General features: G+C 43.6%; 14 protein-coding genes. 6 read left to right on the top strand and 8 right to left on the bottom strand.

The annotated features are described in order from the left end of the window. Window positions 1-480 precede the first annotated feature (480 nt). A complete protein-coding gene (locus UQW94_RS03580) occupies window positions 481-2040 on the top strand; it encodes a methyl-accepting chemotaxis protein (protein WP_017635256.1) in 1560 nt (519 codons plus the stop codon). Between the two features lie 146 nt (window positions 2041-2186). Here the strand turns inward: UQW94_RS03580 and UQW94_RS03575 are convergent, their stop codons facing one another. Then, on the bottom strand, window positions 2187-3086 hold the full coding sequence (locus UQW94_RS03575) for a LysR family transcriptional regulator (protein ID WP_005385088.1): 900 nt from the start codon (window positions 3084-3086) through the stop codon (window positions 2187-2189). Window positions 3087-3227: 141 nt separating this feature from the next. Here UQW94_RS03575 and accD point away from each other — a divergent pair, with 141 nt between their 5' ends. Further along, the gene (accD, locus tag UQW94_RS03570; RefSeq protein ID WP_005385089.1) at window positions 3228-4091 is read left to right on the top strand and encodes an acetyl-CoA carboxylase, carboxyltransferase subunit beta; all 864 of its coding nucleotides are present in this window, start codon (window positions 3228-3230) and stop codon (window positions 4089-4091) included. A gap of 31 nt (window positions 4092-4122) precedes the next feature. Here the strand turns inward: accD and UQW94_RS03565 are convergent, their stop codons facing one another. Next, the gene (locus tag UQW94_RS03565; RefSeq protein WP_005385090.1) at window positions 4123-5100 is read right to left on the bottom strand and encodes a hypothetical protein; all 978 of its coding nucleotides are present in this window, start codon (window positions 5098-5100) and stop codon (window positions 4123-4125) included. 448 nt (window positions 5101-5548) lie between these two features. Between UQW94_RS03565 and UQW94_RS03560 the strand changes: the two genes are divergently transcribed. Then, window positions 5549-7975, top strand: a complete 2427-nt coding sequence (locus UQW94_RS03560; protein WP_085569320.1) for a M9 family metallopeptidase — start codon at window positions 5549-5551, stop codon at window positions 7973-7975. 282 nt (window positions 7976-8257) lie between these two features. Next, window positions 8258-8488, top strand: coding sequence for a PAS factor family protein (locus UQW94_RS03555; protein WP_005375384.1), 231 nt, complete (start codon window positions 8258-8260; stop codon window positions 8486-8488). Window positions 8489-8565: 77 nt separating this feature from the next. Here the strand turns inward: UQW94_RS03555 and UQW94_RS03550 are convergent, their stop codons facing one another. Then, window positions 8566-8943: a carboxymuconolactone decarboxylase family protein gene (locus UQW94_RS03550; RefSeq protein WP_005375385.1), complete on the bottom strand. Its 378-nt coding sequence runs from the start codon at window positions 8941-8943 to the stop codon at window positions 8566-8568. A 58-nt stretch (window positions 8944-9001) separates the two neighbouring features. Continuing rightward, window positions 9002-9358, bottom strand: a complete 357-nt coding sequence (locus UQW94_RS03545; RefSeq protein WP_005375386.1) for a MerR family transcriptional regulator — start codon at window positions 9356-9358, stop codon at window positions 9002-9004. A 520-nt stretch (window positions 9359-9878) separates the two neighbouring features. Between UQW94_RS03545 and UQW94_RS03540 the strand changes: the two genes are divergently transcribed. Then, window positions 9879-11228, top strand: a complete 1350-nt coding sequence (locus UQW94_RS03540; protein ID WP_053350526.1) for an alpha-amylase family protein — start codon at window positions 9879-9881, stop codon at window positions 11226-11228. Between the two features lie 108 nt (window positions 11229-11336). Here the strand turns inward: UQW94_RS03540 and UQW94_RS03535 are convergent, their stop codons facing one another. Next, entirely contained in the window at window positions 11337-11630 is a 294-nt protein-coding gene (locus UQW94_RS03535; protein WP_005375388.1) for an ArsR/SmtB family transcription factor, read from the bottom strand. A gap of 245 nt (window positions 11631-11875) precedes the next feature. Here UQW94_RS03535 and UQW94_RS03530 point away from each other — a divergent pair, with 245 nt between their 5' ends. Continuing rightward, window positions 11876-12169 carry a hypothetical protein gene (locus tag UQW94_RS03530; RefSeq protein ID WP_005375389.1) on the top strand — a complete coding sequence of 98 codons (294 nt, stop codon included), beginning with the start codon at window positions 11876-11878 and terminating at the stop codon, window positions 12167-12169. A 92-nt stretch (window positions 12170-12261) separates the two neighbouring features. On the opposite strand, the gene UQW94_RS03525 is transcribed toward UQW94_RS03530, so the two are convergent. The 3 genes from UQW94_RS03525 to UQW94_RS03515 form a co-directional block, all read right to left on the bottom strand. Next, complete coding sequence (locus UQW94_RS03525) at window positions 12262-14226, bottom strand: monovalent cation:proton antiporter-2 (CPA2) family protein (RefSeq protein WP_225496343.1); 1965 nt, start codon at window positions 14224-14226, stop codon at window positions 12262-12264. Then, a complete protein-coding gene (locus UQW94_RS03520) occupies window positions 14223-14840 on the bottom strand; it encodes an NAD(P)H-dependent oxidoreductase (RefSeq protein WP_206953534.1) in 618 nt (205 codons plus the stop codon). The genes UQW94_RS03525 and UQW94_RS03520 overlap by 4 nt, the downstream gene beginning before the upstream one ends. Before the next feature lie 166 nt (window positions 14841-15006). Then, complete coding sequence (locus tag UQW94_RS03515; RefSeq protein WP_005375398.1) at window positions 15007-15432, bottom strand: universal stress protein; 426 nt, start codon at window positions 15430-15432, stop codon at window positions 15007-15009. Window positions 15433-15796: the final 364 nt, after the last annotated feature.

Raw genomic sequence — 15796 nt, 5'->3', positions numbered from 1 at the left:
TTGCTGCCGATTCTTGATTGAGAATCACTCGATCTGACATCGCTGCCATATCTACAAACCAAGTCATTCTCGCTTCACCAAGCATCTCGGATTACAACCGCTGCAATTGTGGCTCTAATATCTGAACCTGAGATACTAAATGATAAAACGGGAGCACTGACCACAGCGCTCCCGACGGCAAAACGCTAATTAGAACTCTTTTCTTTAATGTTCGATACCAATTTGGTCGCATAGTTAAATTTAACTATGCAAACGTTTCCTTTTGCGTACTCGTCCCTTCGCCAAACCTCGTAGAAATGTGACGTTTTGAAGACTTTTTTTCCTTCTGTCTAAAGTAATCGGGAACCAAGCAGATACATAGTTATAAAGTTATGTCTTGCTCTGCCAAACAGACCCAAAATGCAGTTTGGTTGGTTTTGGAGAAGAAAGGCTTAGCGCTCGATTAATGAGCATCAATTGAATTGTATTGAGACAATTATAATGAAAAGAATCATCTTATTAGCAGTCTGCGCCATGTTTGGTATTGCTGTCGTGGCGAGTATGGCATCAACGTACCTAATTTCGAGTCAGAAAATCGATGACATCATCTTAAACAAATCCCAAGTTCAAGCTGAGTTTCTAGCGGGAAATGCGAGTTATATTTTGGAGAACTCAGCCAATCCAATGCAAGATTTACAATCGCTTGTTGAGGGGCTGAAACAACGTTCAGACGTGAGTTATGCCGTTGTAATTGACCGTAACGTAACGGCAGTAGCCCACAGTGATAAGCACAAGCTGAACAAAACCTATAACGATGAATATACTGTTGAAGGCGCGACGAGAGGTGTTCAACAGTACTCAAAGTGGTATGCCGATGTCCAGAAAGTATGGGTGTTTGACATCATGGCACCAATTTATGTGGATGGTCAGTTATACGGTACTTTTGATATTGGTATTCCTATTACCGAAGTGAGCCAAGCGACGAATGGAATTATTACTTACCAGTTGATCTCTATGGTGGCGATCTTCGTTATGTGTGTTTTGATTCTGTCACTTCTGCTAAATAAACTGATGAGACCGCTTTCTGCGCTTAAAGACGCTCTACAAGACATCTCAAAAGGAGACGGAGACTTAACCGTTCGTTTGCCAGCGAAAGGTAATGACGAAGTCGCGCAAATTTCTTCTGCTTTCAACGTTTTTGTTGGGAAAGTACATGAGATTATTACACAAGTTGTAAATACTGGTGTGGAGCTTAATAGTTCAGCTGTCGCTTTGCGTGGGCAATCTCAACAAGCGCTCACAAGAGGGCAAGAGCAGAACGAGCAAACCATGCTGGTTGTCACATCCATGAACGAAATGATTGCGACGGTCAATGAAATTGCCTCCAATGCTGCCGGAGCGGCAAATGCTGCGAGTGCAGCAAGTAATGAAGCGCAAGATGGCTACACGACGCTAGAAAGAACCAAAACGGCGATGACTAATCTTGAAAACGAGATGAACAGCACTTCCAACATTATCGTGAGTCTTGCTGAAAATACTCAGTCGATTGGTAGTATTCTAGAGGTGATTAGAGGTATTTCGGAGCAAACCAATCTATTGGCTCTCAATGCGGCTATCGAAGCGGCACGCGCTGGTGATGCCGGCCGAGGTTTTGCAGTAGTTGCTGATGAAGTTCGCAACCTAGCGACTAAAACGGCTCATTCTACCGATGAAATTGACAATATGATTCACCAGCTACAAACTGAAGCTCAAAGTGCGGTGAATTCAATGAGTAATAGTAAGACTCTTATTGAAGAAGGAACGGCAGAAACTGAGTTAGCTCGACAGGCTTTAGAAGCAATAGCTGCACAAGTGACGACTATTTCAGATATCAATACTCAAGTAGCAACCGCAACAGAACAGCAATCAACGGTAGCAAACGAAATTAATATGAACATGGATACCGTCAGCCACTCAGTGAAAAGTGCGCTAACAGCGAGTGAGCAACTAGAAGAATCAAGTCAACAACTCGCGGAGCTATCGCGAACACTCGATCGTCACGTAGGAGCGTTTAGAATCTAAACGCCAACTGACCCTCTTTAATAAAAGCCAGTAAATGTTAATTGCTGGCTTTTTTATTTGAGAAATCGAGTCTCAAATCGCTTAGCGGTGTTTGTCCTTTCTAGACGATAAAACAGAATACGATAAATTAGTTGAGTAAAGCTTAGCTAGGCGTTAAGTTTTGCGTTTTGCTTTAAATGTTCAACAAACATAGATATTTTCTTAGCTACATGTTTTCTAGACGAGTAAAAGGCGTAAAGCACTAAATCCTCAGGTTCGTACTCTAGAGTGACGATTTCTAGCTCACCATTTTTGATCTCATTTTGGCATGACTCAATTGGCAATATTGCGTATCCAAGCCCTGATAACGCGCCATATCTGGCGAGATGACCGCTGTTTACTTTGAATGAAGATTGCACAGTTTGAGTAATATGGCCCCCAACAGGGTTTCTGAATACCCATGGTGCACCATTTACTGCGGTAAGCGTCGTGATGCAGGGAACATGACTTAGATCCGTAATTTTGTAAGGGGTGGCGTATTTCTCAATTAGTTGAGGCGCGGCTAAAATGGCACTGGGCCAGCGTTTTATCTCTCTCGCCACCCAGTTACTGTCTGACAAAGTCCCTCTATGAAAACTCAAAATGACATCAAAGCTATCAATAACATCATCTTTAGGGTTTAGCGTTGTATCGCAAGACAAAGAGATTGACGGGTATTGCGTGCAAAAGGTGACAACCGCTTTGGCCAGTACAGGTGTGTCTGGCATAAGAATTCGCAGTTCCCCTGTTACCGTGTGTGAGTGGCGCGTTACCGTTTCTAGTGCGGCGTTGAGTTGCTCCAATAACGGACGAGTGCTGCTATAGAGCTCTTCTCCAGCCTCGGTAGGCGTCATTCGCCTTGTTGTTCTATTGAACAACCTAATGTTTAACTTTTCTTCAAGCAGGGCAATGTGTCGGCTGACATTTGATGTTGGTATATTCAAACACTCAGCGGCTCGCTTAAAGCTGTTGTTCTCATAAACACAGTGAAAACTTTTTAACCAGATTTGGTCAACGTTATCAAACATTTCATTATCCCATTTTATTGGATTATCAAGCCAGCATATCGCACTTTATCCCTGTACTAAGTTACATACAATTTTATTTACAAGTTTAAGCGAACAAACAACGAGATATCGCGCTAGAACGTAATCAATAGTGGTGAATTTATGAGCTGGTTAGAACGGTTATTTGAGAATAAAAATATAATAGGTTCGCGCAAAGCGTCTATCCCTGAGGGCGTTTGGACAAAGTGTCCTGAGTGTGAACAAATACTTTATCGTGCCGCGTTAAAAGAAAATTTGGAAGTATGCCCTAAATGCTCATATCACATGAGAATGGCTGCGCGTCAAAGGTTGATCTCTTTTCTGGACCATGGAACACAACAAGAGTTGGCAAGTGAGTTGGAGCCACAAGATATTTTGGGTTTTAAAGACTTAAAGCGATATAAAGAGCGAATTGCTTTAGCGCAGAAAACGACTGGAGAAAAAGATGCGTTGGTGGTGATGCAGGGCAAGTTATTGGGGCTGCCTGTTGTTGCGTGTGCATTCGAATTCTCTTTCATGGCAGGCTCGATGGGCGCAGTGGTTGGCGAGAAGTTTGTCCGAGCAATTGAAAGCGCAATTAATACAAAATCTGGGTTAGTATGTTTTTCCGCTTGCGGAGGGGCGCGCATGCAAGAGTCTTTGGTGGCACTAATGCAAATGTCAAAAACCAGCGCCGCGTTAAACCACTTATCTGAGCACAGATTACCCTATATCTCAGTATTGACGGACCAAACTTATGGTGGCGTCTCGGCGAGTTTAGCCATGTTAGGAGACATCAATATTGGTGAACCTAAAGCAAGTATTGGCTTTGCGGGAAGACGTGTCATTGAGCAAACGGTACGTGAAAAGTTACCAGACGAGTTTCAGCGAAGTGAATTTTTACTAGCGCATGGTGCGCTAGATATGATTGTCGATAGACGTGAAATGCGCGATCGCGTTGGCCGCTTACTGGCTAAGTTAACCAACGCGAGGGTGGTCTCAGAATAGGTTATATTAAAGTTAGACTTAGTACTTGCGTTTATTGAGCCGTAATCATTACAAACCGTTCATTTTGCCCCCATCTTGGTTCCGCATTCATTAGGCTGAGATCCAACGCCGTTTGGTATGGGTCAACAGCAAAATGGTCGCTTACTAACCCCCAGAGCATCCAGTTGATTGCGGTTTCATTCTCGGTAAGCTCTTCGAGTGGCGCTTGGAGGAAAAAGTACTCATCTTCGCCATCGTAACCGAGCCGATCATAGATAATGTTGCGTAGCTCTCGATCCAAATCATGTTGGAGGTTGATTGAGTCGTACAGTTGCTCTTCTGTTGGGCCATTCTCATGGTGATAAACATTGCGTTTTGACTCTTTGTGTAAAGTACCTGCGCCAGTTTCAATGCTTACTTTCTTTTGCGAGTGTTGCTCAAGAACTTGAATGATTTCATCCTCTAGTTGATCGAGTTTACTCAGCAAAACTTGATTGTTTATGTCACCAGCGGGGGAGGCCATCGTTTGGAAGGCTTTCACTCTCTCGTAGACTGCTTTCCCGTGAGGAAGGGCTGCAAAACACTGTTCTTGGAGCGCTTCATTGGCTTGCCAAATGCCCGAGTAGAGCTCGTAATCATGTGTATATGGTTGAAGCTCTTCAGTATCTTCCCCTAATAATTCTCGCCAGCGCTTTTGCCACTGTTCTTCTTTTGCGTGTTTTACACGCGCGTATTGCTTAACCCAGCGGTTACGAAGTTTTACCCCAAAAATGGCAAGTCCCCATGGAGCGAGCAAATAAAAATAATAGTGAGAAGAGTTATCCCAAAAGTAACCGTAAACGTAAACACCAAAAGCAAGCACCCAAGTTCCAATAGTACAAGCAATAACCCCGGACATTATTGATGATTGGCGCTTTGTTTCTCTTAATGTATTACCTTCAGCACATAACCAAAAAATGCCGCCAAAAACAAAGGCAAACGTTGTCATGAAGTAGGCAATCCCCGCTCCCAAAAATCCCCAAAGTGACATGTATTATCCCTAGCCAAATATCTGCTTTATTCACTCATCAATGACTGGAGGAGTAAATGTGTTTGATTTGGCGGAGAATTTACCATTAATGCCAACCTTTTGATATGCACTCTATGACTTATTGGGAATGAGTCACAAATAAAAATAGATGGTATCAAGCATCAAAATTTAATTTAGAACCTTTGATTGTCGTGAACTCTATCTGGAAGAGTTAAGGGGGGCGTTTAAGGGCAATTTTCCTCATAAAGTCGTTATTTAGAAAAAGGTAAATTAATGTTTTTATTGATAATTGTGAGTTTTTTGGGAATGGGATTGCTCCCATTTAATTAGAGTAAAAGACCTATTTTTGGGAGCGGTTTCATAAATTTTATGATACTGATTTCACTGTTTGAGCTGTAAAGAATATAAACCCCCACTCAATGTATGTTAATAATCAATGAGTGTTGTTATGTCTCATATCCGTTTTTTCCCGCGCCATCGTTTGGCGCTTGCTTGTATGCTAGCGAGTGTGTCTGGCTTCTCTTTTGCACAAAATCAGTGTGCTGTTGCTGATTTACAACAATCGCGAGATCTGGCTACTGCCGTTTCTGGTGCTGAGTATGATTGCTACCACGCTTGGTTTTCAGCACCTTCAGAAACGCTGAATGATATCTATAGTGAAGCGAGCCTAAGCCGTATCCAAGTCGCGCTGGATCAAGAAATCGCTCGCTATCGTGGTGAAGCAGATCAAGCTCGTATTCTAGAGAACCTAGGCGAATTTATTCGAGCGGCCTACTACGTTCGCTACAACGCTGGTACTGGTACACCCGAGTTTTCGCAAGCGTTGAGTCAGCGTTTTGCTCAGTCGACGAACCTATTCCTAAACAACCCTCATGCTTTGGATCAAGGTCGTGAACAAGTTGGTGCAATGAAGAGCCTGACTTTGATGGTTGATAACGTTAAGCAGTTGCCGCTGACCATGGATAGCATGATGGCCGCGTTGATGCACTTTAATCGTGAAACCGCGCAGGACACGCAATGGGTCGATGGTTTAAACAACTTGTTCCGCTCTATGGCAGGCCATGCGGCGAACGATGCGTTCTACCGATACATGGCAAACAATACACACCATATTGATACGTTGGTGAAATTCGCATCTGATAATGCTTGGGCATTAGATACGGATGCAAGCTTTATCGTTTTCAATGCATTACGTGAAACTGGTCGTTTGCTCGCGAGCCCAGATCAGGAGACCAAACGCAAAGCATTGGCAGTAATGCAACAGGTGATGCAGCGTTATCCACTGGGTAGTGAGCATGACAAACTATGGCTTGCTGCCGTTGAAATGATGAGCTACTACGCACCAGAAGGCCTAAATGGTCTGAATATTGAGCAAGCCAAGCAAGATTTAGCTGCACGTGTAATGCCAAATCGTTTTGAATGTCAGGGACCTGCCATTATTCGCTCTGAGGATCTGACCGATGCTCAAGCAGCGAAAGCGTGTGAAGTGCTAGCGGCAAAAGAAGCCGACTTCCATCGAGTTGCGAATACGGGTAATCAACCTGTCGCTGATGATTTGAATGATCGTGTTGAAGTGGCGGTATTCGCGAGTAACACTAGTTACGTTGATTACTCTTCATTCCTATTTGGTAATACAACGGACAACGGTGGTCAGTACCTAGAAGGTGACCCTTCAAAAGCGGACAATACTGCGCGTTTCGTCGCTTATCGCTACGCGAATGGTGAAGATCTCTCTATCTTGAACCTAGAACATGAATACACGCACTATTTAGATGCACGATTTAACCAATACGGTTCGTTCAGCGATAACTTGGCTCATGGTCATATTGTTTGGTGGCTAGAAGGTTTTGCTGAATACATGCATTACAAGCAAGGTTACCAAGCTGCGATTGAGCTGATTGCAGATGGTAAACTGAGCCTTTCCACTGTGTTTGATACCACGTACTCTCACGATACCAATCGTATCTATCGTTGGGGTTATCTAGCTGTTCGATTCATGTTAGAAAATCATCCACAAGACGTCGAAAGCTTGTTGGCATTGTCGCGCTCTGGCCAGTTCGAACAATGGGCACAGCAGGTGACGTCTTTAGGTCAACAATACGATGCTGAGTTTGAACGTTGGTTGGACACATTAAAAGTGGAACCTGAGCAACCTGATACAGACCCAGAAGAGCCAACAGAACCAACAAGCCCTGAAGCACAAGTGACTGAATTGACGGCGAACCAAAGCCTTCAGCTCAGTGGCGAAGCATACAGCGAAAAACTGTTCTACGTTGATGTTCCAGCCAACACCGTTAACTTCAATGTATCTATTGAGGGTGCGGGTGATGCGGATCTTTACATGAGCTACAACAAAGTCGCGCATTACTATGATTTCGAAATGAGTCATTATGCTGATGGCAGCAATGAAGAGATTGTGTTTGAACCAGAGCAAGATGGTTACGTTAAAGCGGGTCGTTACTACATCAGCTTAACTGGACGTGATAGCTATGACTCAGTGAATCTTGTGGCTGCGTTAGAAGTGGAAGCGCAAACACCGCCAACCCAAGTGCAAGATGATTTAGCACCTGTGGTATTAGAGTCTGGTGAAGCCAAAATGCTTACCGTTCACAAGCAGCGTTATGCAGCAGTTTATGTGCCTGAAGGTGTTGAAGAGGTTCGTGTATGGCTAACGGCTCACTCTCAAACTGGTAATGTCGATCTATACGCGAGTAGGGAGCATTGGCCTACAGTAGAGCAGCACGAGTATGCGTCCAACTATGCAGGCAGCAATGAATACCTTGCGATTCCTGTTACTGAAGCAGGGTACGTGCACTTCGCTCTTCAGGCTCCAGAGCAAGGCGATGACGTTGAAATGCTAGTGCACTTCAACTAAACAGGTTCGATTAACTAAAGTCGAGATAAAACGTCGCTGATACAGCGACGTTTTTGTTTATATCGGACACGATTATAAACAAACAGCGGCGAATGCTAGTTAATCGGCTGGTTTATCGAGTTATCAGTTGCCCTTTTTCTAAACGGCTTTAGGTTTGTATTGCAATTTACCGCGCACATAAACTTTTTTAGCGACGCGTTCTGTGACCTAGCTTCTGATTTGTGCTTCCCAAATGGATACAATATATATGCACCCCGTGCAATAAAGTGAAAAGGGAAAGACATGAAAACGCTTATTTATGAAACGTTGATTAGCCTTGCTAACCAAGAACCAGAACAACATGCAAGAATCCGACAAAATCTCTATGAACAGTTGGATCTGCCGTTCGATAAGCAGCTGGCTTTGTATTCTTGTGCCCTTGGTCCTGCAAGTTCAGGCAAGTTGGAGAGCAGTCAAGGCATTAACAACGCGGTAGATTGCGCGGTTAAACTGCTTGAAACTCCTGAGCGCTAATTCACTCGTTGTTTTAATCACGGCCCGAACCCCAAGGGCCGTTTTTAATTGCGGTTAAATTGATTTCAACGTCGTTATTACTCTGCTCTTTCCGCTAGCACTTCTTTGAATGCAAACATGCCGTTTAATGCCGCGGGAAAACCTGCGTAGACGGACATCTGCAAAATGATCTCTTTAATCTCATCCTCGCTACAGCCTACATTCAGCGCTGCATTTAAGTGCACTTTTAGTTGCGGCGCGCAATTCCCCATTGCCGTTAGCGCGGCGACGGTTGCGATTTCTCTCGATTTTAGGTCTAAGCCCGGGCGAGCATAAATATCGCCAAACGGATACTCAATGGTGTACTGAGCTAAATCTGGACAAATATCTTGTAAGGTTTCGATGACATTATGACCAGCGTCGCCATCAATTTGAGAGAGTAGTTCTAATCCTTTGTTAAAGCGTGATTGTTCCATCGGTATGTTCCTAGTGAATAAACGTAAACACACCTTAATCGTTAGAGTTAACTCTAAGTCAACGAACTTTTCCGCTTTTATACAAGGCAATTTTTTCTTCTAGAGCCGATAAGTGCTTTTTCTGTTGCTCAATGTGGCGTTTGAGGTTTTCTTGGTGTTGTTCTAACAGGGCTTGACGTTGTGGTACAGATTGAGAGCCGACTTCCCTTAATTTGGCATACTCTAGAATCTCTTCAAGTGGCATTGCAGTTTCTTTTAAACGCTTAACAAAGCTTATCCAGTTTAGATCTTTCGAACTATACATTCGATGTCCACTCGCGTTTCTATGGACATGTTTAAGTAAACCGATTTTTTCATAGTATCGAAGTGTATGAGCAGATAGCCCGACGAGGTCAGAAAATTCTTTGATATTCATTATTATCCTCCAAGGTAGAGCATACCCCATAGAGACAAGCTAAGTTTCGTATTTTGAAGTCATTTCGGGACAGATACAAACAGAAATCTTTAGTCTTTTAACGCTAGGTATGGTGATTTACTGGATTTTTGAAACGCGCCAAACGTGATCCATCTGCCAGTTTCGTTTTATTAACAATTGATTACTCAACGGGTTGGCTTGGCTATTTTTATCCTTTGGGCCTATTTTAGGGCGTACGTAGGTCTTATGTTGCATCTTTTTTGATTGATATTTTTGCTAAATAAAACAATGTCTTAGGTTTGTTCTGGGCTGTTTGGGGTGTATGTTGTGTGCCCGTTATTCACTCAGAACGATTTATCGCTGTGCAATGGATGAGTCGCTACGCCTTCGATTTCAGCCTTGAGTTAGTGCTAAAAGGGTGAGTGCCTCTGATGAATAGCTTTTATAATTTCGATTATTGAATTCACTCACAAAAAAATGCAAACAAGTAATCGTGAGTGGAAACGAGCAGGAGAACAACATGAGTGGCTCACAGGAAACACAATCATTCGGTGCAAACGTTATCTTACATGCGTTTGATTGGAAGTATGCTGACATTGCCCAACGAGCAAAAGAAATCCGCAAGCTTGGTTATGGCTCTGTGTTGGTTTCGCCACCAATGAAAAGCGCACACGATGAGCGCTGGTGGCAGCGTTATCAACCACAAGATTATCGTGTTATCGATAATGCCTTGGGTGATACCAAAGATTTTATTCATATGGTTCGTGAACTGGAGCAAGTTGGTGTGTGGGTTTATGCCGACGTAGTGTTTAACCATATGGCAAATGAGGCCCACCTTCGCAGAGACCTTCAGTACCCAAGACAAGAGGTCTTGGAGGAATACCAGAACAACAAGCAGAAATATCAGTCGCTAGCGTTGTTTGGCGATCTATCTCAACCACTTTTTGATGAAGAGGACTTTGTTGAAGCATTCGGCATTAAAGACTGGAAAGATAAGTGGCAGGTTCAAAATGGACGTATCACAGGTGGGCCAACCGACCCTGGCTTGCCAACTCTTCGTGTTTGTGACCATGTCGTTGAACAGCAGCGAGCGTACCTAACGGCGCTGAAAGCTATTGGTGTGAAAGGTTTTCGTATTGACGCTGCGAAACACATGACGTTAGAGCATCTTAAGCGTGTTTGGACAGACGACATCACGCGGGATGTGCATATATTTGGTGAAATTATTACCGATGGCGGTGCGACGGAAGAAGAGTATCAGCTGTTTCTTGAGCCGTATCTACAGGAAACTCGCCTAGGTGCGTACGATTTCCCTTTGTTCTCAACCATGTTTAAGGCGTTTGCTAAAAAGGGCAGCTTCAAGTCTCTGATTGATCCCTATTGTTTTGGTCAGGCTCTGTCCCCCGGTCGTGCGATTACATTTGCTATCACACATGATATTCCTAACAATGATGTCTTTCTTGATCTCATCATGGACGAGGAAAACGAATGGTTAGCTTATGCCTATATTCTAGGCCGAGATGGTGGTGTGCCGTTGATTTATACCGACTTAAACACCAGCGGTATTAAAGGTAAAAATGGTCAGCCAAGATGGCAAGGTGCATGGAGCGATCCGAGAATGGCAAAAATGATCCAGTTCCATAATATGACGCATGGCGAGCCGATGAGTGTTCTTGAAGGTAACGATGACATGCTCGTACTTAAGCGAGGTGACAAAGGTATTGTGGTGCTTAATAAATCACAGCGTCAACAGTCTTTGACATTAAAAATCGATGGTAATTGGGTTGATTTGATGACAGAACAAATCATTCCAACTGACGGTAAGTTAATCGTACCATCTAAGTCGTCAATGTTACTCGTCGCGAACTAGAAGATGTACACACCGAGGTTAGCAACTTCGGTGTGTATGTTTTTCATCGTCATTCACGTTCTGCTGAAGTTCAATAGAAACTCAAACTCTCTCGTTTTTGCTAGAAATTTATGAGCACTCGTTAACGCAACATTCTGCTTTTAAAAAACCAATTACGTCATCTAAGCACTGATACTCTGCAACACAAAAAAGGGTTCTACCCTCGCGGCGCTGGGTGAGAAGACCAGCTGAAGCAAGGCTCGAGATATGATGAGAGAGAGTGGATGCTGGAATGCCAAGCTTTTCTTGTACGCCGCCTACCGCGATACCTTTGTATCCCGCTTTGACGACTTCTTTGTAAATACTTAAACGAGTCGGATGCCCTAACTCTTTTAGTGCTTTAGCAACGGCTTCAAGCTCCATACTGACCTCTAAAGAATGACCACAGTAATTTTGTTTCGATAATAGGGAAAGTCTCGGTAAATGCCAACTATTACGATCTCAGAACAATTTAAATCAGATGAGATTCATGCTGGCTAATGCCTTCATGACAACAATTGTCTGTTCTAATGAGACAGATCAATCTTCATTATTATTTCACGCCACGTTCAAAATCCCTCGTCTACACTCAATGTTGAGTTGTCAGTTGGCAGACCAAGGAGGCGGCCATGATTGCGGTTCATAGAGATTATTGTTTGTCTAACAGTTCGGAGTTACATGCCCACGTTAAAGTCAATCCTGTCGGTAAATTAGAAGTTGAGATTGTTGAACTTCAAGAGCGCCACACCACAGAATTTGATGATTTGTCTTTTGAGAGTCGTGGGTGTGAAACTCGAATCTGTGGTAAAGAAGACACAACTCCGTGGCAGTTCAATCTTGCAGTTACTGATGCGTTAGAGCTTTCTCATTTAGTGGAAGAAGCAAACGAAGAGTATGAGATTTTAATGAATGATCTTATGTAATATCGAGAAGATCATTTTATCCTGCACGGCGTGTGGCTCTGTACTGAAAAAATAAAAACCTCCCAAGCGGGAGGTTTTTAATATGGAGTGCGTTATCGTTGGATAAGCTCTTCTCTTGGTGGTATTAGCTCTTGGACGTTATCTTCATTAAAGTCATCGGCGTAACCTTTAGGTGGCGGTGTCCAACCTCGTTCTGACCGCGATAGTTTGTCATGACGATCTTTTTGCATCTCTTCCGCCATTTTCTCCTCTAACTGAATAAACAGTTGTCGGAAATTGTTGTCATAGCGTTCACCTTCAGAATCATCTTCCCAAGCTTTGTAGAGTATTTCTGACTTACGTGCTTCAACACGCTTATATGTCGCCTTCTGTTGTTCAACAAAGAAGGGGTGAATGCCAAGTGCTTTCATTGTGTGACCGCCCATCTCCAATGCAGAATGGTAGGTCTCTGATTCAATAATATCAGCTCCCGCTTGACGCAAAAGATAGCCATGTCCACGGTCAAAGGCACGTGCAATCACTGTTACTTTTGGGTGCGTGTGCTTAACGTACTTCACCAGTTCTACACTCGATTCTTGGTTATCAATCGCCACAACCAACGCAGCGGCGTGCTCAATGCCGGCTGTATGTAGCATATCTGGTCGAGTCGCGTCGCCAAAATAGGCGCGAGTGCCAATCTGGCGCATGTTATCGACTTGGTCAGATTGATGGTCAAGTACCACGGTAGTCACGCCGTTTGATACCAATAGGCGATTCACTATTTGTCCAAAGCGGCCGATGCCGGCGATGATCACCGTGCCTGTTTCCTCAATCGTATCGCTTTCGCGTTCATTTGACTGGCTTTCAAAGCGCGGCAGAATCACTCTATCAAAAAGAATAAACAAACCTGGTGTCAGGAACATCGAAATCGCAACCACTAACGCAAGAGTTTGTGAGAGTTCAAATGGGATGACGTGGTTTTGCACTGAAAAGCTTAGAAGCACAAAGCCGAATTCACCTGCTTGAGCCAAGCTTAGGGTAAACAGCCAGCGGTTGCTGCCTTTCACCCTAAATATCAGTGCAAGAATAAACAGCACCAAGGCTTTCAAAACCATCACGCCAATGGTCAATGCCATGACCAACCAGAAATCACCAAAAAGGACCGAGAAGTTGATCCCTGCGCCAACGGTAATAAAGAACAGACCTAACAATAGGCCTTTAAATGGTTCGATATTGGATTCTAACTCGTGGCGGAATTCACTGTTCGCCAATACAACGCCAGCCAAGAAGGTTCCTAAGGCAGGAGATAAGCCCACTAAACTCATCAGTGCAGCGATACCAATGACAAGCATGAGTGCAGTTGCGGTAAAGATTTCTCGCAAACCAGAGCTAGCCACATAATTGAGCAGAGGTCGACTTAAAAAGTGTCCACCAACGACGACGATTGCAATCGATGCTGTGATTACGATGCCGTATGCCCAGCCTGGCAACCCCGCAACGAGGCTTAATTCTTCATGGTGCGCTGCGGCTGTTTGAGCCGCGGACTGTGCCTGTTCAATTAATTCAGGTAAGGCCAATAGAGGAATGAACGCCAACATTGGTATCACTGCAATATCTTGAAAAAGCAACACGGAGAAAGCGTTTTGTCCACCTTCCGTCTTCGTTAATCCTTTTTCGCTAAAAGTTTGCAAAACAATCGCAGTAGAAGAGAGGGCGAAGATCAAACCTATGGCTAAGGCTATGGTCCAAGGCTGGTCAAAGTACAAGGCAATACCCATAATCGCCGCGACGGTACCACCGACTTGCAGACCTCCTAAACCCATTAAGCGATTGCGCATCGCCCACAACATTTTGGGTTCGAGCTCTAAACCAACGAGAAACAGCATCATCACCACGCCAAACTCGGCAAAGTGCTGTATTGTTGTTGTTTCTTCACCGACTAAACCGATAATTGGGCCAATGACCACACCTGCGATGAGATAGCCTAAAACGGACCCAAGTCCCAAACGCTTAGCAAGTGGGACTGCAATTACAGCAGCAATCAAATATACGAAGGCTTGTAAGAATATCCCTGTCATGAAGCCTCCTTAATGAGCTCTGGCAATGCGCTGTTAAGCTTGATTAATGACGCCGCAGCTTCAACATCCAACCTATCTTCGACTAAAGCTGTTAGCAGGCTCTTGTACCGCTCAACATGACGAGGGATTCGCCCTTCTTCATCTGCTGTACGTGCGCCAAACATCGCGAGAGGGGCAATGTAGTTCATGCCTGTCAGTGCGGACATTTGTTCAATAGGCGCAAGCAGTTGACGAATCGTAAAGTGGTTGTAGCCCTCTGCCTTATAAGCTTCTTCTTTACCCCCTGCAGACAGCACACAAAGCATGGTCTTACCTTGCAGTGCTGTGCCACCTGTACCGTAAGCAAAGCCATATTCCAAAACCAGATCTTGCCACTCTTTTAAAATCGCAGGCGTTGAATACCAATATAGTGGGAATTGGAAAATCACCACGTCATGCTCACGTAAGCGTTGCTGCTCACGGTCGATATTAATATCGAAACGAGGGTATTCGCCATAGAGATCAACACATGTCACGCCTTCAATTTTTTGAGCTTCTTTGAAAAGTGGAGTATTCACTTCTGAACGATGCTGGGAAGGATGAGCAAAGAGAATGAGTACTTTTTTATTTGCCATAGGGATCCTTGCTATCTAAATAACCATGCCCAGTAGGAGCGCGGGTTGGTTAGAAAATGTAACTCATAAATGATCGCCAAGCTAGTTTGGTAAACTGTTTAAGCTGTTTCAATATCAATAAAAAACCACCAAATAAATTGGTGGTTTTGGGAAGCGTTACGTTTTACTAATCATGAATAGGGACGACTAGAATATCCACCGGTGACTTGTTAATTAAGTGTCTGGAGTAAGAAATAATCTTGCTCCAGAAATCTTGGTGGTGACCACAAATCAGAAGATCCACTTCTTGCTCTTTAATGGTGACCTCTAATTTATCAGCCAAGTCGCCAGTACCTACGAAGAAATGTTTAAGTGGGTAATCCATGTAATCACTAAATGTTTTTAAACATTCCATTGAATGCTCATTCAACGGCCTTTGATCCGGGTTTTCTTTAATGTCTACAAGCTCACGATAGATTTCTCCGTGTGTACCATCAATATGAATAAAGGAGATATCGGAGTCGAGATAGTTTGCCATTGATACCGCTCTGTCGATAAGCACGGTGCTTTCATCTGACAGTTCGAGTGCAACAAGGATATGTTTGTATTTCATAACCACGCCCTTATGTGGATTATCTTTACCCTAAGCATAGTATGGCTTGGATAAAAATTGTGTTGCTAAGATCTCGAAATTGTTCAAAGCTTTGTTGAAAAGTTAATGTGATATAACAACTTACTGTGAAACTTTCTTTTTGTTCACATTTGGTTAGAAAGCTTGCTTTTTGAACAAAAAAGCCGCTACACTCTGCGCATCATTTCTCTAGGAGATTACGCCAACATGAAGAACTAAACCTGTCATCCATATTTTTACTTATTTTTTGGATCTGCAGGGTTAGTAGGCGTAGCTCACTTTCCGATATTTCTTTGCAACAAGACGACTTTTTGATTTGACGTATATCGTCGAGCTTTACATAGAG

Origin of the sequence: Vibrio sp. PBL-C16 (assembly GCF_034321865.1) — a bacterium.
Taxonomy (GTDB): Bacteria; Pseudomonadota; Gammaproteobacteria; order Enterobacterales; family Vibrionaceae; genus Vibrio; species Vibrio alginolyticus.
Note: the sequence above shows the minus strand (reverse complement) of the source record. Positions and strands in the feature narration are given on the sequence as shown.

What these genes read in the sequence shown, in the direction of transcription:
- UQW94_RS03525 (WP_225496343.1), bottom strand. Translation starts at nt 14,226, where the DNA reads ATGACAGGGATATTCTTACAAGCCTTCGTATATTTGATTGCTGCTGTA.
- accD (WP_005385089.1), top strand. Translation starts at nt 3,228, where the DNA reads ATGAGCTGGTTAGAACGGTTATTTGAGAATAAAAATATAATAGGTTCG.
- UQW94_RS03530 (WP_005375389.1), top strand. Translation starts at nt 11,876, where the DNA reads ATGATTGCGGTTCATAGAGATTATTGTTTGTCTAACAGTTCGGAGTTA.
- UQW94_RS03555 (WP_005375384.1), top strand. Translation starts at nt 8,258, where the DNA reads ATGAAAACGCTTATTTATGAAACGTTGATTAGCCTTGCTAACCAAGAA.
- UQW94_RS03580 (WP_017635256.1), top strand. Translation starts at nt 481, where the DNA reads ATGAAAAGAATCATCTTATTAGCAGTCTGCGCCATGTTTGGTATTGCT.
- UQW94_RS03515 (WP_005375398.1), bottom strand. Translation starts at nt 15,432, where the DNA reads ATGAAATACAAACATATCCTTGTTGCACTCGAACTGTCAGATGAAAGC.
- UQW94_RS03520 (WP_206953534.1), bottom strand. Translation starts at nt 14,840, where the DNA reads ATGGCAAATAAAAAAGTACTCATTCTCTTTGCTCATCCTTCCCAGCAT.
- UQW94_RS03540 (WP_053350526.1), top strand. Translation starts at nt 9,879, where the DNA reads ATGAGTGGCTCACAGGAAACACAATCATTCGGTGCAAACGTTATCTTA.
- UQW94_RS03545 (WP_005375386.1), bottom strand. Translation starts at nt 9,358, where the DNA reads ATGAATATCAAAGAATTTTCTGACCTCGTCGGGCTATCTGCTCATACA.
- UQW94_RS03535 (WP_005375388.1), bottom strand. Translation starts at nt 11,630, where the DNA reads ATGGAGCTTGAAGCCGTTGCTAAAGCACTAAAAGAGTTAGGGCATCCG.
- UQW94_RS03560 (WP_085569320.1), top strand. Translation starts at nt 5,549, where the DNA reads ATGTCTCATATCCGTTTTTTCCCGCGCCATCGTTTGGCGCTTGCTTGT.
- UQW94_RS03565 (WP_005385090.1), bottom strand. Translation starts at nt 5,100, where the DNA reads ATGTCACTTTGGGGATTTTTGGGAGCGGGGATTGCCTACTTCATGACA.
- UQW94_RS03550 (WP_005375385.1), bottom strand. Translation starts at nt 8,943, where the DNA reads ATGGAACAATCACGCTTTAACAAAGGATTAGAACTACTCTCTCAAATT.
- UQW94_RS03575 (WP_005385088.1), bottom strand. Translation starts at nt 3,086, where the DNA reads ATGTTTGATAACGTTGACCAAATCTGGTTAAAAAGTTTTCACTGTGTT.